This window comes from Microbacterium sp. UBA837 (genome assembly GCF_002296025.1).
In the GTDB taxonomy this organism is placed as follows: domain Bacteria; phylum Actinomycetota; class Actinomycetes; order Actinomycetales; family Microbacteriaceae; genus Microbacterium.
On the sequence record NZ_DBHD01000102.1, the window covers coordinates 1 to 19764 of the forward strand.

Consider the following 19764-nt stretch of genomic DNA (forward strand, 5'->3'; position numbering starts at 1 on the left):
AGCCCCAGGCCGGTCGCGAGTTCGCGCAGCAGAAGCTCGCCGCGCAGCGCCCTCACCACGACGTACAGCGCTCCGAGGCTCGCCAACATCATGCCCATCCGCTGCAGGATGCACAGCGGGCACGGCAGTTCGCCGAGCCCGAATTGGAAGACGAACATCGCCATCGACAGGATGCCGACATAGGCCACGAGGAAGGCCACGAAGGCCCAGAACGAAAGTTTGCGAACCACGATCGAGGCGGACATCAGAAGCTCAACTCCAACACGTCGTTCGCGTGGTAGGCGAACAGCCCGATCACGGCAAGCGCGGCGACGGCCCAGGAGCCGATGACCAGCCACCGACTCTTGGAGAAGATGATGATGAGGGCTACCGCGAGCAGCACGCCGAAGATGAGGGTGTCCACGCCCTCAACGTAGCGGGGGCTCCAGCTCGGGAGCCATAGCGCGCGGAGCCGGCGAGCCGTCCGACGTTCAGTCGCGCGAGCTCGCGTTCACCTCGCCGGAACGCTCTTGACCGCTGAGGGCTGCGATCGCGTTCATCGTGCGCTCGGTGATCTGCCGCCGGGCTTTGCCTGCCGGAACGCCATCGAGATCGGAGAGGTCGAGCGGCTCACCGAAATGCACCTCGATTCGAGACCTTCCCGGCACCAGGTGGCTGAAGGGCTTGACGGTGCCGGTACCGATCAACCCCACGGGGACGACCGTCGCGCCGGTGTCGTACGCCATCCATGCCGCTCCCCCGTGCCCCTCGTGCAGTCTGCCGTCGCGCGAGCGGGTGCCCTCGGGGAAAACGGCGAAGACGCTGCCGGCTCGAAGGATGCTGGCACCGGCCTCGAGTGCCGCGCGCGCATCGCGTCCCGTTGCGCGGTACACCGGCACCCCGCCGATCGACGTGAAGAACCAGCGCATGAACCGTCCGAGCAGCCCGGACCCGGTGAAGTACGACGACTTGATGAGGAACTGGACAGGTCGCGCGGCGGACGTAGGGATGATGACGGTGTCGAGAGAGGAGAGGTGATTGCTCGCGAGCAGGACGGGTCCGCGCGGGGGCACGTTTCCCCGACCGACGATGCGCGGCCGGTACAGGATCCAGAACAGCGGGCGGAGGACGACCCGCCCGAGGAAGTAGATGAATCCTGGCCGGGAGACACGGCGGGGCGGAGCGGGATCTGTCACCCCGCCACCCTATCGGCGGCAGAACACGGCGTGATGGCACGCCCTGAAGGAGGAGCCGATCAGATGGCGAAGCCGAGGGCACGCATCATGTCGCGACCATCGTCGGTGATGCGCTCGGGGCCCCACGGCGGCATCCACACCCAGTTGATACGGAAGCGTTCCACGACATCGTCGAGGGCCTGCGCCGTCTGCTCTTCGAGGACGTCGGTGAGCGGGCACCCGGCGGAGGTCAGCGTCATGTGGATGACGAGAGCGTCGTTCTCGTCATCCCAGCTGAGGTCGTAGATCAGTCCGAGGTCGACGACATTGATCCCGAGTTCGGGATCCATGACGTCCTTGAGGGCCTCGGTGACCTCGTCGAACTTCTCAGGGCTGAGAGTCGCGGTCATGACTTGATCCTAGGCGCCGGATCCGGCGGCGGGCTCGAGAAAGCGATCGTATCCCTCGGCCTCGAGCCGGTCGGCAAGCTCCGGCCCGCCCTCTTCGACGATGCGTCCGCCGACGACGACGTGCACGAAGTCGGGGTGGATGTAACGAAGGATGCGGGTGTAGTGCGTGATCAGTAGCACGCCCATGTCGGTCTCGGCCTTGGCACGGTTGACGCCCTCCGAGACGACCTTCAGGGCATCGACGTCGAGACCCGAGTCGGTCTCATCGAGCACAGCGATCTTCGGCTTCAGCAGCTCGAGCTGCAGGATCTCGTGGCGCTTCTTCTCGCCGCCCGAGAAGCCCTCGTTGACGTTTCGCTGCGCGAACTTCTCGTCCATACGGAGGTCCGCCATGGCCTTCTTGACGTCCTTGGTCCACGTGCGGATCGAGGGCGCCTGCCCGTCGATGGCGGACTTCGCCGTGCGCAGGAAGTTCGTCACCGTCACGCCGGGGATCTCGACGGGGTACTGCATCGCGAGGAAGAGACCGGCGCGCGCGCGCTCGTCGACCGACATCTCGAGGACGTCTTCACCGTCGAGCGTGATCGAGCCGCTTGTCACGGTGTACTTGGGGTGCCCGGCGATCGTGTACGCGAGGGTCGACTTGCCCGACCCGTTGGGGCCCATGATCGCGTGGGTCTCCCCCGTCCGAATCGTGAGGGTCATGCCGTTGAGGATCTCGGTCTCTCCGGCATCCGTGTCGACCGTGACGTGCAGGTCGCGGATCTCGAGAACAGCCATGGGGTTCCTTTTCAGTGGATGTCTGGGGTGACGGCCTTGGTGACGGCCGGGTCGATCAGGACGTCGTCGCCCTCGATCGTGACCTCGTACACCGGCACCGGCTCGTACGCGGGAAGGTTCAGGGGGCGGCCCGTCAGAAGCGAGAACGCTGAGCCGTGGGCCCAGCATTCCAATGTCTCGCCCTCGACGAAGCCGTCGGAGAGCGAAATGTCACCGTGTGTGCAGGTATCGCCGATGGCGTGCACGTCACCGTTGGAGTCTTTGACGACAGCGATCGCAACACCGTCGATCACGACGCGCTTGGCAGCGTCCTGTTCCAGCTCGCTCAGCGAGCACACGCGGGTGGCGCTCACGCAGCCGCCTCCTGTTCGAGTTCGGCGGTGACCGCCTCGGTGAGTTCAGCCTCGAGCTCGGGGATGCCGAGGCGCTGGATGATGTCGCTGAGGAATCCGATCACCACGAGCCGGCGGGCTTCGTCTTCGGGGATACCTCGCGCCTGCAGGTAGAAGAGCTGCTCGTCGTCGAAACGACCGGTGGCGCTGGCGTGTCCGGCACCCTGGATGTCGCCGGTCTCGATCTCGAGATTCGGGATCGAGTCGGCGCGGGCACCGTCGGTGAGCACGAGGTTGCGGTTGGCTTCGTAGGAATCGGTGCCGACGGCCTCGCGCCCGATGAGCACGTCCCCGACCCAGACGCTGCGTGCGCTCGAGCCCTGCAGGGCTCCCTTGTAGAGCACGTCGGCACTCGTGTTCGGGCCGCGGTGGTGGACGTACACCTGGCTCTCAAGGTGCTGACCGGAGTCAGCGAACGACAGACCGTAGACCTTGCCCTCGGATCCGGCGCCGGCGAGATCGACGGAGGGGTTCACCCGCACTACCGCGCCACCGAGGCTCACGACGGTGTGCCGGAGGGTCGCGTCGCGTCCCACGACAGCCTGGTGCGCGGCGACGTGCACCGCATCGTCGTCCCACCGCTGCAGCGAGACCAGCGTGAGGCTGGCACCGTCACGGACGATGATCTCGACGTTCTGCGCGAACTGGGCCGACCCTTCGTGGCGAAGCACGACAGTCGCACGCGAGTGCGGGGCAGCTTCGATCACTACGTGGGAGTGGGCGCGGAGTTGGGCGCCGGAGCCCGTGAAGACTACTTCGACGGGCTCATCGAGTTCGGCATCGGCCGGCACCTTCAGATAGAGCGCTTGCGCGGAGCGCTGCCAGGCGATTGCGCTCGGCAGATCCTCGGGCACGAAGGCTTCGCCGCGCGGTGACTCGCCGACAGCGAGGCCGGCTGCCGCGAGCGGGCCCGTCACCGTGATGCCGACAGCGCCTTCGTCGCCGGGCTCGTCGGCGAACAGCGGAGCGACAGCCGCGATGGGGCTGTGCTTCCAGTTGACTTCGCGCCCGGTCGGTGCACCGAACGCCGAGGGCTCGTACGAGCGCGGGCGTTCGGAGCGGGTCTGGACGGGAACGAGGTCCCAGCCCCCGTCGGTGTGCGCGGTCGATCCGGGCGCCGTCGCCGACGCCTGTGCGGTAGTCGTCATCTCAGCCGACGCTGCCTTCCATGCTCATCTCGATGAGCTTGTTCAGTTCGAGGGCGTACTCCATGGGCAGTTCGCGAGCGATGGGCTCGATGAATCCACGAACGATCATTGCCATCGCCTCGTCCTCGGGAAGCCCCCGGGACTGCAGGTAGAAGAGCTGCTCTTCACTGACCCGCGAGACTGTCGCCTCGTGTCCCAACTGCACGTCGTCGACGCGGATGTCGATAGCCGGGTAGGTGTCGGAGCGGGAAACGGTATCGACCAGCAGCGCGTCACAGCGAACCGTGTTGGCGGAGTGGTGGGCATTCGGGTCGACCCGGACCTCGCCCCGGTACCCCGCGCGACCGCCGCCTCGGGCGATGGACTTCGAGACGATCGAGGACGTCGTGTACGGCGCCATGTGGATCATCTTCGCGCCGGCATCCTGGTGCTGCCCGGGGCCGGCGAAGGCGACCGAGAGGGTCTCGCCCTTCGCGTGCTCCCCCATCAGGAAGACCGACGGGTACTTCATCGTCACCTTGGAGCCGATGTTGCCGTCGATCCATTCCATCGTGGCGCCCTCGTGGGCGACGGCGCGCTTGGTGACCAAGTTGTAGACGTTGTTCGACCAGTTCTGGATCGTCGTGTAGCGCACGCGGGCGTTCTTCTTCACGATGATCTCGACGACTGCCGAGTGCAGGGAGTCGCTCTTGTAGATCGGGGCCGTGCAGCCCTCGATGTAGTGGACGTATGAGCCCTCGTCGGCGATGATCAGCGTCCGCTCGAACTGGCCCATGTTCTCGGTGTTGATCCGGAAGTAGGCCTGCAGCGGGATCTCGACGTGCACCCCGGGCGGCACGTAGACGAATGACCCGCCCGACCACACGGCGGTGTTGAGAGCCGCGAACTTGTTGTCACCGGCGGGGATGACGGTGCCGAAGTACTCCTCGAAGAACTCGGGGTGCTCGCGCAGCGCCGTGTCGGTGTCCATGAAGATGACACCCTGCGCCTCGAGGTCCTCGCGGATCTGGTGGTAGACGACCTCGGACTCGTACTGCGCCGCGACGCCCGCCACAAGGCGCTGGCGCTCGGCCTCGGGGATACCCAGCTTCTCGTAGGTGTTCCGGATCTCTTCGGGGAGGTCTTCCCAGCTCTGCGCCTGCTTCTCGGTGGAGCGCACGAAGTACTTGATGTTGTCGAAGTCGATCGCGCTGAGGTCGGCACCCCAGGTGGGCATGGGTTTGCGGCCGAAGAGCTGCAGGCCCTTCAGTCGGGTCTTCAGCATCCACTCCGGCTCGGATTTCAACGAGGAGATCCCACGGACCACGTCCTCGTTGATTCCGCGCTGAGCCACCGCGCCGGCGGCGTCGGTGTCGTGCCAGCCGAACTCGTAGACTCCCAGGCTTTCGAGTTCGGGACGCTCGATCAGCACATCGGACATCGGTTTTCTCCTTCGCGGCCATTGCGGTGTCATCCGCACCGACATCCGTCGCCCCCGGCGGAGTACCGGAGGGGATGTCGCTTACGGGCCCTTTCACGTCTTCGGCGAATTCTCGCGCCTAGACTGGTGATGATCCTGCGGCATTTCTCCGCGGAATCAGACCCTTCGAGTCTACAGGCATCGACCCAGCCCCGGGCCGAGCACGCCGCGCCCCCACAGGGCGATCCCAGGAGTGAAGACCGTGTCCGCACCGTCCCCGTCCCCCGCCCGCGTTTCGCTATTCGGGAGGTTCTGGGCATGGTTGCCTGACCACGTCGATCGGCGCGTCCGGGTCGCCGCGTGGTTGTCGTTTCTCGCCGAGGTGCTGATCATCGGGACCGGGGGCGCGGTCCGTCTGACCGGCTCGGGCCTGGGGTGCCCGACCTGGCCCACCTGCACCGCGGAGTCGATCGTCAACACGCCGGAAATGGGTATTCACGGGTTCATCGAATTCGGCAACCGCACCCTGACAGGTCTTGTCGGCATCCTCGCGATCATCGTGTTGGTCTTCGTGCTGAAGATGCGCCGGGAGCGCCGCGACCTTTTCGTTCTTGCCCTGGTGGTGGTGCTGGGCGTGGTCGCGCAGGCTCTTGTCGGCGGCATCACCGTGCTCACCGGGCTCAACCCGTTCATCGTCGGCTTCCACTATGTCGCCTCGGTCATCCTCGTGGCCGTGTGTGCCGCGTTCCTCGTGCTCATGCGCACGCCGGGGGGCCCGCGCGCTCGCGCTGTGACGCGTGCTCACGCACTGTGGGCCCACGTGGCCACGGCTGTGCTGGCCCTGACGATCTTCTTCGGCATCCTGACCACCGGTGCCGGCCCCCACTCGGGCGACGAGGATGCCATTCGCAGCGGCTTCGATGCGGAGCTGCTCGAACACATCCACGCCTGGCCGTCGTACGCACTGTTCGCGCTGACGCTGGTGCTGCTGGGCTTCGCCTACCGGCGGCGCCAGGAACTGCCACGCGTGTTCGGTTGGACCCTCACGGTGCTCGGGGTCGAGATCATCCAGATCGCCGTGGGCCTCTTCCAGGCCCGTAACGGACTTCCCCCGATCGCCGTGGGCATCCACATGGTGCTGGCATCGCTGCTGGCCGCCGCGATGACGGCGCTCATCCTCAATCTCAAGCAGCCGCGTGTCGCCGAGTTCACGCCGTCGGACCCGGTCGGCGCACAGGCGATCCATAGCTGACGCATCGACACGGCACGCGTCGAGGGACCAGACTGGTCGCGCCGATCTCTTCGGCGTGACTGACATCGATCCCTTCGCAGGAGTTTCCCTATGACCAATCGTCTCGCCCGCAGCGTTCCCTTCTGGGTGCTGCTTCTCGCCTCCCTCGCCAGCATCGGCGTCGGGCTCTGGCTCGTGCTGACCAAAGTGAGCGAGATGAGCGCAACGCTCGCGGATGGTTCGGCGACGTACGAGCAGGTCTACGTGAGCCCTGCGTGGATCGGATTCGGCGGTGTCCTGGTGGGCGCCGGCATCCTCGGTCTGCTGCTCGTGCTGACCCTCGCCGCCCTCCGCTCCGCTCTGCCCGCCCCCGCGGCCGAGACCGCCATCGTGGAAGAAACCGTCATCGTCGAGGAGGCGGCTCCGGTCGCCGAGCAGGCTCCTGTCTTCGAGGATGCCGACGTCGAGACCTCGACGACCGACACCGCCCCGCCCGGTGCCGCGGCAGAGGCCGCAACGCAGAGCGACACTGGCGCACCCGAGAACCGCTGACCTTAGCGCCGGCTCATAGCGAAGGCCCTCCCGCCGAACATCGTTCGACGAGAGGGCCTTCGCTTATCCGCGGGCCACCCGGGGATGGCGCGCTCAGAACGGGAGCAGCGGATCGACAGCGATCGCGACGAACAGCAGCGTCAAGTAGGTGATGGATGCGTGGAACACACGCATCGGCCGTGGCTCCGTGCCCCGCACCGCGCGAGCGTAGAGAACGTGTGACTCGTAGATGAACCACCCACCGAACACCAGCGCCGATGCCGTGTAGACGAGCCCCATCGAGGCGACAGGAATCAGGAGGAGCGAGGTCACGACAGTCGCCCATGCGTAGAGGATGACCTGAAGGCCGACCTGCGAGCCAGAGCGCGTGGCGCCCAGCATCGGAACCTCGACCTCGTCGTACTGGTCGCGGTACTTCATCGAGAGCGGCCAATAGTGAGGCGGGGTCCACAGGAACACGAGCAAGAACAGGATGAGCGCGGGCCAGGCCAGCGTCCCGGTGACCGCACTCCAGCCGATCAGCACCGGGAAGCATCCGGCGATGCCGCCCCACACGATGTTTTGCTCGGTCCGGCGCTTGAGGATCATCGTGTAGATGACGACGTAGAAGAAGATCGCACCCGCCGACAGCGCCGCGGCGAGCCAGTTCGTCGTGAAGCCGAGCCACAGCGTCGAGGCGACAGCAAGCGACCAGGCGAAGATCAGTGCACCCCGGGGCGAGACCTCGCCGGTGACGAGCGGGCGATTCTCGGTGCGCTGCATGTGCGCGTCGATATCGCGGTCGAGGTACATGTTGAACGCGGCAGCCGAGCCGGCGCTTGCCGAGCCGCCGATCACGGTGGCGACGACCAGCCACAGCGGCGGTAATCCCTGCTGCGCGAGGATCATGACCGGAACAGTCGTCACCAGCAACAGCTCGAGAACGCGCGGCTTGGTCAGGGCGATATAGGCGCGGACGGTGCGGCCGAACGAGGCGGGTGCGAGCTGCGCACGCGTCGTCGTGGAAATGTCCATTGCCCTCACTATCGGCCGTCAACCCGGGGTTTCCAGTCTATGGCATCCCCCACGCGAGGTAGGCGCCGGCGGAGCATGCACGGCACGCGGCGGCCGGGGTGCGGGGCGTCGAAACACGGCCCACTGGGGGGAACCGGAATCGCTATGCTGAAAACACACGCGCGCTCTGCGCCGGCTGCTCTTCCCGTGGTGACGCGGTCTGCGGACCGGTGGTCTCAGGGCGCACCCCTCTCGAACGGAAGGCAATCCGGTGACGGAACTGCGTTGGGATGAGATCGACAAGCGCGCGGTGGACACCGCTCGCGTTCTCGCGGCGGATGCCGTGGAGAAAGTCGGCAACGGACACCCCGGGACGGCGATGAGCCTCGCTCCCGCGGCGTATCTGCTGTATCAGCGCGTCATGAAGCATGACCCGGCTGACACGCACTGGCCCGGCCGCGACCGTTTCATCCTCTCGTGCGGTCACTCCTCGCTCACGCAGTACATTCAGCTCTACCTCGGCGGATTCGGTCTCGAGCTCGATGACCTGAAGGCGCTCCGCACGTGGGGATCTCTCACCCCCGGTCACCCCGAGTACGGCCACACGAAGGGTGTGGAGATCACGACGGGACCGCTCGGCCAGGGCCTGGCATCCTCGGTTGGTTTCGCCTACGCAGCACGGTACGAGCGAGGCCTGTTCGACCCTGAGGCACCGGCCGGCGAGTCGCCCTTCGACCACTTCATCTACGTCATCGCCTCCGACGGCGACCTTGAAGAGGGTGTGACGAGCGAGGCATCCTCGCTCGCTGGACACCAACAGCTGGGCAACCTCGTCGTCATCTATGACTCGAACCAGATCTCGATCGAAGACGACACGAACGTCGCTCTGACCGAGGATGTCGCGAAGCGCTACGAGGCCTACGACTGGCACGTGCAGACCGTCGACTGGAAGAAGTCGGGCGAGTACGTCGAGGACGTGCAGGAGCTGTACGACGCCATCGAGAAAGCCAAGGGCGTCACCGACAAGCCCTCGATCATCATCCTCAAGACGATCATCGGCTGGCCTTCCCCCGGCAAGCAGAACAGCGGCAAGATCCACGGCGCCGCGCTCGGCGGCGAAGAGCTCGCCGCGACCAAGAAGGTCCTCGGCTGGGACCCCGACACGACGTTCGACGTTCCCGACGAGGTCATCGCCCACACCCGCTCGCTCGTCGAGCGCGGCGAGGCCGAAAAGGCTGCATGGCAGGAGAAGTTCGACGCGTGGGCCGCAGCTAACCCCGAGCGCAAGGCGCTGTGGGACCGGCTTCACGCTCGCGAACTTCCCGCGGACATCGCTGACGCACTCCCCCAGTTCGAGGCAGGCAAGGATGTCTCGACCCGCGCCGCATCGGGTCAGGTCATCAACGCGCTGGCCGCTGAGCTGCCGGAGCTCTGGGGCGGCTCAGCCGACCTCGCGGAGTCGAACCTGACGACCATCAAGAATGCGGCGTCGTTCATCCCCGAGGAGTGGTCCACGCACGAGTGGTCGGGCAACCCGTACGGCCGCGTGCTGCACTTCGGCATCCGCGAGCACGCGATGGGGTCGATCCTCAACGGCATCGTGCTGCACGGTCCGACCCGTCCGTTCGGTGGCACGTTCCTGATCTTCAGCGACTACATGCGCCCGCCGGTGCGCCTTGCTGCGCTGATGAACATCCCGACGCTGTTCGTGTGGACGCACGACTCCGTTGCCCTGGGTGAAGATGGGCCGACGCACCAGCCGATCGAGCAGCTCGCCGCTCTCCGCGCGATCCCGAACTTTGCTGTTGTGCGCCCGGCCGACGCGAACGAGACAGCAGCCGTCTGGCTCGAGCTCGTGCGCCGCCACGGGGGCCCCGCGGGAATCGCATTGACCCGCCAGAACGTTCCGACGTTCCCCCGTGGCGAGGGTGAGGCATCCGGCGACGAGTTCGCTTCGGCCGACCTCGCCGCCAAGGGCGCGTACGTGCTCGCCGACTCGCCGACCGGCGCCGTCGATGTGATCCTGATCGGGACAGGCTCCGAGGTTCAACTCGCCGTGGCTGCTCGCGAGCAGCTTGCCGAACAGGGCATCGGCGCACGGGTTGTGTCAGCCCCGTCGCTCGAGTGGTTCGCCGAGCAGGACGACGCATACCGCGAGAGCGTGCTGCCGGCATCCGTCAAGGCGCGGGTCTCGGTCGAGGCAGGCCTGGCGATGCCGTGGCGCGGGATCGTCGGCGACGCCGGCCGGTCCGTGTCGATCGAGCACTTCGGTGCATCGGCTGACTACAAGACGCTCTTCCAGAAGTTCGGCATCACGACCGAAGCCGTCGTGACCGCCGCCCACGAGACCATCGCCGCCGCCGGCGCCTGAGCCGCGGCTGCACACAAAGGAGAACGCATGACCACCCCCACCGAGAAGCTCGTCGCCGAGGGCGTCAGCATCTGGCTTGATGACCTGTCGCGCGAGCGGATCAGCTCCGGCAACCTGGCCGCGCTGATCGTCGACCGCAACGTCACCGGCGTCACGACCAACCCGACGATCTTCGCCGGCGCCCTGGCGAAGGGTAACGCCTACGACCAGGCCATCCGCGACCTGAAGTCTCAGGGGGCTGACACCGAGACGTCGATCTTCACGATCACGACGACCGACGTGCGCGACGCCGCCGACATCTTCCGCCCGGTCTACGACGCGACCGGTGGCGTGGACGGCCGCGTATCCATCGAGGTCTCGCCCGAGCTCGCACACGACACCGAGGCGACGATCGCTCAGGCCAAGGAGCTGTGGAAGGTCGTCGACCGACCGAACGCGCTCATCAAGATCCCCGCGACCAAGGCCGGACTCCCCGCGATCACCGAGGCGATCGCGTCGGGCATCTCGGTGAACGTCACGCTCATCTTCAGCCTCGAGCGCTACGCGGCTGTCATCGACGCCTACCTCACCGGTATCGAGCGGGCCAAGGCTGCTGGCCACGACATCAGCACGATCCACTCGGTCGCCTCGTTCTTCGTGTCGCGCGTGGACACCGAGGTCGATAAGCGCCTCACCGCTATCGGGTCGGATGCCGCGACGGCGCTGAAGTCCCGCGCCGGCATCGCCAACGCGCGCCTCGCGTTCGAGCTCTTCGAGAAGGAGTTCGCTACCGAGCGCGCAACGGCACTGGTCGCCGCAGGTGCCACCGTGCAGCGTCCGCTATGGGCGTCGACCGGCGTCAAGGACCCCGCTCTTCCCGACACGCTGTACGTCACCGAGCTCGTCGCGCGGGGCACCGTGAACACGATGCCTGAGAAGACGCTCGAGGCGACCTTCGATCACGCCGACGTCGTCGGCGACACGATCACCGGCAACTATGGCGATGCTCACGCCGTGTTCGACGGCCTCGCATCGGTGGGGATCGACTTCGCCGATGTCACGCAGGTTCTCGAAGACGAGGGCGTCGACAAGTTCATCGCCTCGTGGCACGAGTTGCAGGCGACGGTGACGACAGCCCTCGAGAACGCGGACGTCTGAGCCGGCGATGGCATTCGACATCCACCTGACCGGGCACGTCAAGTCGGTCGTCGAGGCGACGCTGCCCGCTCTCGTCGGCGATCTCGTCGCATCGGGCCTCACCGCGGGCGACAGCTCGCTGTGGGGTCCGGATGCCGAGGCCGAGGCATCACGCCGGCTCGGGTGGCTCGAGGCTGTCACGGTCTCCCTGCCGCTGGTGCCGCAGATCGTTGCGCTGCGTGAGGAGCTCGTCGCGAAGGGGCTCACGCGGATCGTCCTAGCCGGCATGGGCGGGTCCTCGCTCGCTCCCGAGGTGATCGCGCAAACCGCCGGAGTTCCGCTGGTCATCATGGACTCGACGTCGCCCGGTCAGGTGCTCGCAGCCCTCGACGGCGACCCCGAAGCTGGCGGTCTTGAGCGCACGGTTCTCGTGGTGTCATCCAAGTCCGGATCGACGGTCGAGACGGATTCCGCGAAGCGTGCCTTCGAGGCGGCATTCCGGGACTTGGGTATCGACCCCACCGAGCGGATCATCGTGGTCACCGACCCCGGTTCGCCCCTGGACGAGTCGGCACGTGCCGACGGGTACCGAGTGTTCAACGCCGATCCGAGCGTGGGTGGCCGATACTCAGCGCTGACGGCTTTCGGGCTGGTCCCCGCGGGCCTTGCCGGCGCCGACATCCAGGAGCTGCTCGCCGAAGCCGATGCGACCCTCCTCGAGGTCGCCATCGACAGCCCCGAGAACCCAGCACTGGTGCTTGCTGCCGCAATCGCCGGCGGCGAGCCGCGCCGCGACAAGCTCGCTCTCATCAGCGATGGCACGCACATCGTGGGGCTCCCCGACTGGATCGAGCAGCTGATCGCGGAGTCGACGGGAAAGAACGGCACCGGCATCCTGCCCGTTGTCATGCTGCCCGTCTCACCCGAGCTCGAGTCCACACCCGCAGACCTGCAGGTGCTGCGTCTGGTCGACGAGGCTAACGAATTCCACCTGTTCGAACATCACCAGGGCGAGATCCTGGTCAGCGGTTCCCTTGGGGCACAGTTCGTCGTGTGGGAGTACGCGACCGCGATCGCGGGACGGATGCTCGGTATCAACCCGTTCGACCAGCCCGATGTCGAGTCAGCCAAGGAAGCCACGCGGGGACTCCTCGAGCGCACGCCCGAACCGACTGCACCGACGTTCGTCGTCGATGGCGTCCAGGTGCGGGTCACGGATGCCGCGCTTGCGGCATCCGGCACGATCGCCGGCGTCCTCGACGCACTGTGGGCGCAGCTGCCTGCCGACGGATACGTCTCGGTGCAGGCCTACGTCAACCGCCTCGCGATCCCCCAGCTCCAGGGCCTGCGCGAACTCGTCGCTGCCGATTCGGGCAGGCCCGCCACGTTCGGCTGGGGCCCCCGGTTCCTGCACTCGACGGGGCAGTACCACAAGGGCGGACCCGCGAACGGGGTGTTCTTGCAGATCGTGGAGCGCACCGATACGGATGTCGAGATCCCCGGCCGGCCGTTCACCTTCGGTCAGTTGATCGCCGCGCAGGCCGCGGGAGATGCCGAAGTCTTGGCCGCGCACGGGCGTCCCGTCGTCACGCTGACCCTCACCGACCCCCAGGTCGAGGTTCTTTCCCTGTTCGAAGCTGCTCAGTAAGGCATCCCATCCGATGACAGTCGAGATCTCTCGCGGGCACAATCCGCTGCGCGACCCCGAAGACGCACGCCTGAATCGGATCGCGGGCCCCAGTGCCCTCGTGATCTTCGGCGTGACCGGCGACCTCTCTCGCAAGAAGCTCATGCCGGCCGTGTATGACCTCGCCAATCGCGGGTTGCTCCCGCCGGGGTTCGGACTGGTCGGGTTCGCCCGCCGCGACTGGGAGGATCAGGACTTCGCGCAGGTTGTGCACGACGCGGTCCGCCAGCATGCGCGAACCGCGTTTCGCGAGGAGACCTGGCAGCAGCTGCTGCAGGGCATCCGCTTCGTTCCCGGCGAGTTCGGCGACGACGACGCCTTTGCGCGGCTGCGCGAGACCGTGCAGAGCCTTGACGAAGAGCGTGGCACCATGGGCAACCACGCGTTCTACCTGTCCATCCCTCCGAAGGACTTCCCGGTTGTCGCACGGCAGCTGCGAACGTCAGGTCTCGTGGATGACACCGCCGACCAGCCCGAGCGATGGCGACGAGTCGTCATCGAGAAGCCGTTCGGTCACGATCTCGCGTCGGCCCGCGAGCTCAACGACGCGCTGCGCTCGACCTTCCCGGCCGACTCGATCTTCCGGATCGATCACTACCTCGGCAAAGAGACGGTCCAGAACATCCTCGCGCTGCGGTTCGCGAACGAGCTCTTCGAGCCGATCTGGAACCGCAACTACGTCGACCACGTCCAGATCACGATGGCCGAGGACATCGGCGTGGGCGGCCGCGCCGGCTACTACGACGGCATCGGGGCGGCGCGCGATGTCATTCAGAACCACCTGCTGCAGCTTCTCGCGCTGACGGCCATGGAGGAGCCCATCAGCTTCGACGCGAGCCACCTGCGTGCCGAAAAAGAGAAGGTGCTCGCTGCCGTCACGCTGCCCGCAGACCTGTCGCTCGCGACAGCGCGCGGCCAGTACGCCGGAGGGTGGCAGGGTGGCGAACACGTCACCGGATTCCTCGACGAAGACGGGATGAAGCCGGACTCGACGACCGAGACCTACGCGGCCCTCAAGCTCGAGATCAACACGCGCCGCTGGGCGGATGTCCCCTTCTACCTCCGCACCGGAAAGCGACTCGGGCGCCGCGTGACCGAGATCGCCGTGGTGTTCAAGCGCGCACCCGAGCACCTGTTCACGCGTTCCCAGACATCCGGACTCGGTGAGAACGCGCTCGTCATCCGCGTGCAACCGGATGAGGGTGTCACGATCCGCTTCGGCTCCAAGGTCCCCGGTGCAAGCACGCACGTGCGAGACGTCACGATGGACTTCGGCTACGGACACGCGTTCACCGAGGCCAGTCCCGAAGCCTACGAGCGGCTCATTCTCGACGTCCTGCTCGGGGATCCCCCGCTGTTCCCCCGCCACGAAGAGGTCGAGCTCTCGTGGAAGATCCTCGACCCCGTCGAAGAGTTCTGGGCGCAGCAGGGCGGGCCGCTCGACCAATACGAACCGGGGTCGTGGGGGCCGAAGTCAGCCGACCAGCTCCTCGCCCGCGACGGACGCACCTGGAGGCGGCCATGATCGTCGATCTTCCCGACACGACAGTCAGCAAGATCTCGCGCGCGCTCATCGATGTGCGTGAGGAGGGCGGCGCCGTTGCGCTCGGACGTGTGCTCACGCTCATCATCGTGACCACCAACGGCGGCACCGAAGACGGTATCGAGGCTGCCAACGACGCGTCTCGCGAGCATCCGATGCGAGTCATCAGCCTCCGACTCGACCCTGAGGGCGAGCCGAAGCTGGATGCCGAGATCCGCGTGGGCGGCGACGCGGGCGCGAGCGAGGTCGTCGTGCTCAGGGCTTCCGGCGACGCGGCATCCAACGTCGAGAGCCTTGTCACGGGCCTGCTGCTGCCCGACGCACCGGTCGTGGTGTGGTGGCCCGACAATCCGCCGGCCACTCCCTCGCAGTCCCCCCTCGGTCGGATCGCTCAGCGCCGCATCACCGATGCCTCGACCGTGCCGTTCGAGGCCACGCGTGTTGCTCACCTGGGTGACTGCTACTCGCCGGGTGACACCGACCTCGCCTGGACGCGCCTCACGCATTGGCGCGAACAGCTCGCCGCTGTGCTCGACCAGCCGCCGTACGAGCCGATCACCGCGGTGGAGGTTCGCGGCGCTGAAACGTCGCCGTCGACAGCACTGTTGGCTGCGTGGCTGCGCCTGACTCTCGGTGTGCCGGTGGACTGGCACTACCTCTCCCCCGATGAATGGAGCGACGGCATCAAGTCGGTCCGCCTCACGCGTGCCAGCGGCGACATCGTTCTGGAACGTTCGAGCACCGCGATCGCCTGCCTGGCGCAGCCCGGACAGCCGCAGCATGATCTCGTGCTCCCCCGCCGGACGCTGCGCGAGTGCCTCGCCGAGGAGCTCCGCCGGCTCGACGCCGACCTCTTGTATGGTCGAGTGATCACCGAGGGCTGGGCACTGCTCGACCCGCCACAGTCGCAGGAGACCCATGGCTGAGATCACGAACGAGAAGCGGGTGCTCATCAGCCCCGACCGGGCCACGCTCGCCGACTACGTGGCGAACCGGTTCCTGCGCCGCATCGAGAAGCAGGCTGATGAACCCGCCGTTCATGTCTCGCTCACCGGCGGAACCATGGGCATCGCGGTGCTCGAGGCTGCTGCAGCAAGCCCGCGGCTGGCGGGCCTTCGCTTCGACAATGTTCACTTCTGGTGGAGCGACGAACGATTCGTTCCGCGTCAGGATGCCGAGCGCAACGACAAGCAGGCGCGCGAGGCGCTGCTCGATCGGCTGGACATCCCCGCTGGCAACATCCACAGCGTCGCCGCCAGCGACGAGGGTGTCGACCTGGATGAGGCGGCTCGCGCCTATGCTGCCGAGCTCGCTCGCTTCGCCCAGCCCGGCGGGCCCGCCTGGCCGTCCTTCGACATGTGCTTTCTGGGGGTGGGGCCCGACGCACACATCGCCTCGCTCTTTCCCGACCACCCCGAGATCCGCGACACCGAGAACGCCGTGCTTCCGGTCCGGAACTCGCCTAAGCCGCCGCCGGAGCGCGTGACCTTCACGCGGCCGGTGATCAACGGGTCGCAGCGCGTATGGCTGGTCATGTCCGGCCCCGACAAGGCCGCAGCCCTCGGGCTCGCGCTTGCCGGCGCCAACTACACGAGCGTCCCTGCCGGCGGGGCGAAGGGACGGCGACGCACCGTCTTCTTCGTCGACCGGGAGGCTGCCGAACAGGTCCCGCCCGACCTGATCGACCAGGAGTACTGAGCCGAGTCGATTGACGAGAAACGCCCGGCCCCTCAGGGAGACCGGGCGTTTCTCGTGCAGGGAGCCCCTGCGGAAAGTCTCAGAGACCGCGGCGCTCGCGCAGCGACTTCAGCGCGTCATCCAGGAGCGCGTCGGCTTCCTCTTCGGTGCGACGCTCCTTCACGTACGCGAGGTGCGTCTTATAGGGCTCGGCCTTCGCCATCTGCGGCGGGTTGTCCTTGTCACGCCCGGCCGGGAGACCGGAGTGCGGCGAGTCGATAGTCTCGGGGATCTCCTCATCGGGAATACCCGCCGCGAAGTAGCGGACGGTTTCGTTGCCGAGAGCATCCCAGTACGAGACGGCGACGCGGTCGGCGTGATAGCCGTGGTCCTGTTCGCCCATGGGACCGGCACCCACCCGGGTGCCGCGGATTGCGTTGCCGCCGGTTGCCATCAGATCACCTGGAACTTCGTAACGAGGCCGAGTCCGACGATGGTGATGAACCATACGAGAGCCAGCACGATGGTGAATCGGTTCAGGTTTCGCTCAGCAAGACCCGACGATCCCAGAGCTGAGGTCATTCCGCCGCCGAACATGTCGGAGAGGCCACCACCTCGGCCCTTGTGCAGCAGGATCAGCAGCGTGAGCAGCAGGCTCGTGATGCCCAGAATCACCTGCAGGATCAGTTCGAGAATCGCCAAGACGTGAAACCTTTCGTCGCGACGGTGTCTCGTCGCACAAGCGTCCAGTATACGGAAAGAGGGTTTGATGCACGGTTAGGTGACAGCAAGTAGTCACGCCGCGGACGCGGTCGTGACGCTCATCATCGTCTCGTACTCCACCGGCGTCAACCGTCGCAGGCGCACCTGCCGCCGCCGTCGGTGATACGTGCGCTCAATCCAGGTCACGATCGCCACCCGCAACGACTCCCGGGTATCCCAGACCCGCCGATCCAACACGTTTTTCTGCATCAAACCCCTTCCCTCAAGACGTGATCCTGTGGGCAGTGCGCTGGTACTGCCGCTACGGAGTGTCCTACAGGGATCTCGAGGAGATGCTGACAGAGCGCGGTGTGCCGGTGGATCACACCACGATTTACCGGTGGGTACAGAAGTACGGACCCGAACTGGATAAACGTACCCGCCGGTACCGTCAAACCTCGCCGTTGGTCTCCGACTCCTGGCGAGTGGATGAGACCTGCATCCGGGTCGGCGGGAAATGGTGCTACCTCTACCGGGCGGTGACCAAGGATGACCGGACCTTGGACTTCTACATGTCCACCCGACGCAACACGCAAGCGGCAAAAAGGTTCCTGGGAAAAGCGCTGCGAGGTGCTGGCCACCGCGGTCCTGATAGCAGTCCCCGAGTGATCTGCACCGACAAAGCACCGGCCTACGCCGCGGCGATCACGGAGTTGATCAGGAAGCAGAAGCTGTCGAAAACAGTCCAACACCGGCAGGTGAAGTACCTCAACAACGTGATCGAGGGTGATCACGGCAGGTTGAAGCGGATCCTGGGTCCTAAAGGCGGTGGCTTCAAGAAACCGGTGTCGGCCTACCGGACACTGCAGGGCATGGAGGCGATGCACGCGCTACGCAAAGGCCAAGGCCGGGTGTTCGCCTTCGGGTGTCCGAACCCGGATGCGGTGATCGTCGCCTTAGGCCTTCACAGGCGCCTGAGATACCAGCACGCGGGGTCGGGAACTCCTGGCGTGATCAGCTTTCCGACACCATCACCCCAGATTGCAACAGCACCAGTTATCCGTACCTTCCGGCCGACTACTGCCTACGGATCGTGAGGCTCTGCTCCGCCCGCCCTACAGGGCCGTGAATGTCGTGGAGCACCGTGGAGGTGAGGCCAATCCCAGTCGGGCCCCAGGTCACGGTCGTGTCGAGACCGGTCCAAGAACTCTCGGGCTCCCGGAAGAAGTGGACAGAGAGATCGATGTTAGGGAACATCCACTCGGTCGGGTCCTCACGCACCGCGATGCCATTGGCCGTATCGATCCGGGCAACATACTCGGCAATCCCGATCGGCTTCTCACCCTCGATGAGATGGGTGGGCGAGGTGATCCATGTGGCACTCGAACCGGGACGCGGCTCCGAGACCTGCTTCGCCTCGACCTGATGGATATACCCACCCGTCCACACCCGGGTGAGGTCGCGCTCCCACCCGGACTCGGGCCCAGGGAGCGGCGCCTCCTCGATCACGGAGACCGGCGACGAGTCCGCTTCGGTGAGATACCAGGCCCGCGTGGTGAGTACGCTGCGGCCCCCGCTGGACATCGTTGCTTCTACGAGCTCGATCGTTCGGCCCGGCCGGATCACACGGACATCCACCTCGAACTCTTGAAACGGGAGCCTTCCGAGGATGTCGAAGGTCAGGCGCGCGAGCTGGCTAGGGCCGTTGCCCCGCTCGTGCCGGTCTCGTTCGATCTCATGGACGAGTAGTCCGGCGAGCGGGCTGAAATGCTGGTCGCTATCCGACCACGCCCCGCCCGCATGGACGGAAGGAGTAAAGGTCGAAGCGCCGGTGCGTTGGAAGAAATGGCCGGGGTTCACACCGGAAACCCTAGATACAGCCACCACCACCGTCAACACGTCGGTGCAAGGGTGGCACCGGGTCGCGCAGAATCGGACACGACCACAAGCCACCTGCGGGACAGTCGCACGTAACGACTACACCAACCCCCGCCGGTAATCGGGTCTTACGTCAAGCACGTCACCGCGGGTGCGCCTGGCTCGGTACGAGCCCGATCGAATACGCCACGAGAACGAGCGCCAGGGGTTTGATGCCGGAACGGGTGACAGTTGTTGTTTAGGCCGCGAGGGCCAGGGGTGGGTTCATGATCGTCTCGAACTCGACGGGCGTCAAACGCCCGAGCGCGGCCTGGCGGCGGCGCCGGTGGTAGGTGCGCTCGATCCAGGTCACGATCGCGATCCGGAGCTCGTCGCGGGTCGCCCAGGCGCGGCGATTGAGGACGTTCTTCTGCAGCAGGCTGAAGAACGATTCCATCGCGGCGTTGTCGCCGGCCGCGCCGACGCGGCCCATCGATCCGACCAGCCCGTGACGGGGGAGGGTGCGGATCGTCTTCCGAGCGCGAAATTGGCTGCCCCTGTCGCTGTGAACAACACATCCGGCGACGTCGCCGCGGAGCGCGACGGCGTTGTCGATGGCGTTCACGACGAGGCGTGACTTCATGCGCGAGTCGATCGAGTAGCCGACGATCTTGCCGCTGAAGACGTCCTTGACCGCGCAGAGCTAGAGCTTGCCTTCGCTCGTCCAGTGCTCCGTGTAGGGTCGGCCAGCA

General features: G+C 66.3%; 20 protein-coding genes and 3 pseudogenes. 9 read left to right on the forward strand and 14 right to left on the reverse strand.

The features are described from left to right. The 8 genes from B3587_RS07435 to sufB all read right to left on the reverse strand — a co-directional run. The coding region (locus B3587_RS07435; RefSeq protein ID WP_292727567.1) for a disulfide bond formation protein B at positions 1–245 on the reverse strand (245 nt) is incomplete at its 3' end. Then, entirely contained in the window at positions 245–403 is a 159-nt protein-coding gene (locus B3587_RS07440; protein WP_228179041.1) for a DUF5993 family protein, read from the reverse strand. The genes B3587_RS07435 and B3587_RS07440, both read right to left, overlap by 1 nt. 67 nt (positions 404–470) lie before the next feature. Beyond that, complete coding sequence (locus B3587_RS07445; RefSeq protein ID WP_228179040.1) at positions 471–1175, reverse strand: lysophospholipid acyltransferase family protein; 705 nt, start codon at positions 1173–1175, stop codon at positions 471–473. A gap of 59 nt (positions 1176–1234) precedes the next feature. After that, positions 1235–1564: a metal-sulfur cluster assembly factor gene (locus tag B3587_RS07450; protein ID WP_195693758.1), complete on the reverse strand. Its 330-nt coding sequence runs from the start codon at positions 1562–1564 to the stop codon at positions 1235–1237. A gap of 9 nt (positions 1565–1573) precedes the next feature. Continuing rightward, positions 1574–2344: a Fe-S cluster assembly ATPase SufC gene (gene sufC, locus B3587_RS07455; protein ID WP_228179039.1), complete on the reverse strand. Its 771-nt coding sequence runs from the start codon at positions 2342–2344 to the stop codon at positions 1574–1576. Between the two features lie 11 nt (positions 2345–2355). Beyond that, complete coding sequence (locus B3587_RS07460) at positions 2356–2697, reverse strand: non-heme iron oxygenase ferredoxin subunit (RefSeq protein WP_228179038.1); 342 nt, start codon at positions 2695–2697, stop codon at positions 2356–2358. After that, a complete protein-coding gene (gene sufD / locus B3587_RS07465) occupies positions 2694–3884 on the reverse strand; it encodes a Fe-S cluster assembly protein SufD (RefSeq protein WP_292727572.1) in 1191 nt (396 codons plus the stop codon). Before sufD ends, B3587_RS07460 begins: the two co-directional genes overlap by 4 nt. 1 nt (position 3885) lies before the next feature. Beyond that, positions 3886–5304, reverse strand: a complete 1419-nt coding sequence (gene sufB, locus B3587_RS07470; RefSeq protein WP_228179036.1) for a Fe-S cluster assembly protein SufB — start codon at positions 5302–5304, stop codon at positions 3886–3888. A gap of 241 nt (positions 5305–5545) precedes the next feature. On the opposite strand from sufB, the gene B3587_RS07475 reads away from it, so the two are divergent. Both B3587_RS07475 and B3587_RS07480 read left to right on the forward strand, forming a co-directional pair. Beyond that, positions 5546–6535 carry a COX15/CtaA family protein gene (locus tag B3587_RS07475; protein WP_228179035.1) on the forward strand — a complete coding sequence of 330 codons (990 nt, stop codon included), beginning with the start codon at positions 5546–5548 and terminating at the stop codon, positions 6533–6535. A 90-nt stretch (positions 6536–6625) separates the two neighbouring features. Continuing rightward, positions 6626–7066, forward strand: coding sequence for a dinucleotide-utilizing enzyme (locus B3587_RS07480; RefSeq protein ID WP_292727574.1), 441 nt, complete (start codon positions 6626–6628; stop codon positions 7064–7066). A 93-nt stretch (positions 7067–7159) separates the two neighbouring features. On the opposite strand, the gene B3587_RS07485 is transcribed toward B3587_RS07480, so the two are convergent. Beyond that, positions 7160–8080 (reverse strand): heme o synthase, encoded by a 921-nt coding sequence (locus B3587_RS07485; protein WP_292727576.1) that lies wholly within the window; start codon positions 8078–8080, stop codon positions 7160–7162. A 250-nt stretch (positions 8081–8330) separates the two neighbouring features. Between B3587_RS07485 and tkt the strand changes: the two genes are divergently transcribed. Genes tkt through pgl form a run of 6 tightly spaced genes read left to right on the forward strand, consistent with a single transcriptional unit; the run spans position 8331 to position 16474 of the window. Further along, on the forward strand, positions 8331–10430 hold the full coding sequence (gene tkt / locus B3587_RS07490) for a transketolase (protein ID WP_228179032.1): 2100 nt from the start codon (positions 8331–8333) through the stop codon (positions 10428–10430). 27 nt (positions 10431–10457) lie between these two features. After that, positions 10458–11567 carry a transaldolase gene (tal, locus tag B3587_RS07495; RefSeq protein ID WP_292727578.1) on the forward strand — a complete coding sequence of 370 codons (1110 nt, stop codon included), beginning with the start codon at positions 10458–10460 and terminating at the stop codon, positions 11565–11567. A 7-nt stretch (positions 11568–11574) separates the two neighbouring features. Beyond that, a complete protein-coding gene (locus B3587_RS07500) occupies positions 11575–13194 on the forward strand; it encodes a glucose-6-phosphate isomerase (RefSeq protein ID WP_292727580.1) in 1620 nt (539 codons plus the stop codon). Between the two features lie 13 nt (positions 13195–13207). Next, positions 13208–14758, forward strand: a complete 1551-nt coding sequence (gene zwf, locus B3587_RS07505; protein ID WP_228179029.1) for a glucose-6-phosphate dehydrogenase — start codon at positions 13208–13210, stop codon at positions 14756–14758. Next, the gene (locus B3587_RS07510) at positions 14755–15702 is read left to right on the forward strand and encodes a glucose-6-phosphate dehydrogenase assembly protein OpcA (protein WP_292727582.1); all 948 of its coding nucleotides are present in this window, start codon (positions 14755–14757) and stop codon (positions 15700–15702) included. The genes zwf and B3587_RS07510 overlap by 4 nt, the downstream gene beginning before the upstream one ends. Continuing rightward, positions 15695–16474, forward strand: a complete 780-nt coding sequence (gene pgl, locus B3587_RS07515) for a 6-phosphogluconolactonase (protein ID WP_292727583.1) — start codon at positions 15695–15697, stop codon at positions 16472–16474. Before B3587_RS07510 ends, pgl begins: the two co-directional genes overlap by 8 nt. Before the next feature lie 79 nt (positions 16475–16553). On the opposite strand, the gene B3587_RS07520 is transcribed toward pgl, so the two are convergent. The 3 genes and pseudogenes from B3587_RS07520 to B3587_RS07530 all read right to left on the reverse strand — a co-directional run. Beyond that, positions 16554–16907 carry an RNA polymerase-binding protein RbpA gene (locus B3587_RS07520; RefSeq protein WP_228179026.1) on the reverse strand — a complete coding sequence of 118 codons (354 nt, stop codon included), beginning with the start codon at positions 16905–16907 and terminating at the stop codon, positions 16554–16556. Beyond that, entirely contained in the window at positions 16907–17155 is a 249-nt protein-coding gene (gene secG, locus B3587_RS07525) for a preprotein translocase subunit SecG (RefSeq protein ID WP_228179025.1), read from the reverse strand. Before secG ends, B3587_RS07520 begins: the two co-directional genes overlap by 1 nt. Positions 17156–17248: 93 nt before the next feature. Then, positions 17249–17428: pseudogene (locus B3587_RS07530) on the reverse strand (IS3 family transposase); the annotation flags it as partial. A gap of 5 nt (positions 17429–17433) precedes the next feature. Here B3587_RS07530 and B3587_RS07535 point away from each other — a divergent pair. Next, positions 17434–18111: pseudogene (locus tag B3587_RS07535) on the forward strand (IS6 family transposase); the annotation flags it as partial. Between the two features lie 121 nt (positions 18112–18232). Here the strand turns inward: B3587_RS07535 and B3587_RS07540 are convergent. Both B3587_RS07540 and B3587_RS07545 read right to left on the reverse strand, forming a co-directional pair. Continuing rightward, positions 18233–19015 carry a thioesterase family protein gene (locus tag B3587_RS07540; protein ID WP_292727585.1) on the reverse strand — a complete coding sequence of 261 codons (783 nt, stop codon included), beginning with the start codon at positions 19013–19015 and terminating at the stop codon, positions 18233–18235. Positions 19016–19271: 256 nt separating this feature from the next. Further along, positions 19272–19764, reverse strand: a pseudogene (locus B3587_RS07545) (transposase); the annotation flags it as partial.

Excerpts from the sequence above, each read along its gene's own strand:
- B3587_RS07450 (WP_195693758.1), bottom strand. The coding sequence starts at position 1,564 with ATGACCGCGACTCTCAGCCCTGAGAAGTTCGACGAGGTCACCGAGGCC.
- sufC (WP_228179039.1), bottom strand. The coding sequence starts at position 2,344 with ATGGCTGTTCTCGAGATCCGCGACCTGCACGTCACGGTCGACACGGAT.
- sufD (WP_292727572.1), bottom strand. The coding sequence starts at position 3,884 with ATGACGACTACCGCACAGGCGTCGGCGACGGCGCCCGGATCGACCGCG.
- sufB (WP_228179036.1), bottom strand. The coding sequence starts at position 5,304 with ATGTCCGATGTGCTGATCGAGCGTCCCGAACTCGAAAGCCTGGGAGTC.
- B3587_RS07480 (WP_292727574.1), top strand. The coding sequence starts at position 6,626 with ATGACCAATCGTCTCGCCCGCAGCGTTCCCTTCTGGGTGCTGCTTCTC.
- B3587_RS07485 (WP_292727576.1), bottom strand. The coding sequence starts at position 8,080 with ATGGACATTTCCACGACGACGCGTGCGCAGCTCGCACCCGCCTCGTTC.
- tal (WP_292727578.1), top strand. The coding sequence starts at position 10,458 with ATGACCACCCCCACCGAGAAGCTCGTCGCCGAGGGCGTCAGCATCTGG.
- B3587_RS07500 (WP_292727580.1), top strand. The coding sequence starts at position 11,575 with ATGGCATTCGACATCCACCTGACCGGGCACGTCAAGTCGGTCGTCGAG.
- zwf (WP_228179029.1), top strand. The coding sequence starts at position 13,208 with ATGACAGTCGAGATCTCTCGCGGGCACAATCCGCTGCGCGACCCCGAA.
- B3587_RS07510 (WP_292727582.1), top strand. The coding sequence starts at position 14,755 with ATGATCGTCGATCTTCCCGACACGACAGTCAGCAAGATCTCGCGCGCG.
- pgl (WP_292727583.1), top strand. The coding sequence starts at position 15,695 with ATGGCTGAGATCACGAACGAGAAGCGGGTGCTCATCAGCCCCGACCGG.
- B3587_RS07520 (WP_228179026.1), bottom strand. The coding sequence starts at position 16,907 with ATGGCAACCGGCGGCAACGCAATCCGCGGCACCCGGGTGGGTGCCGGT.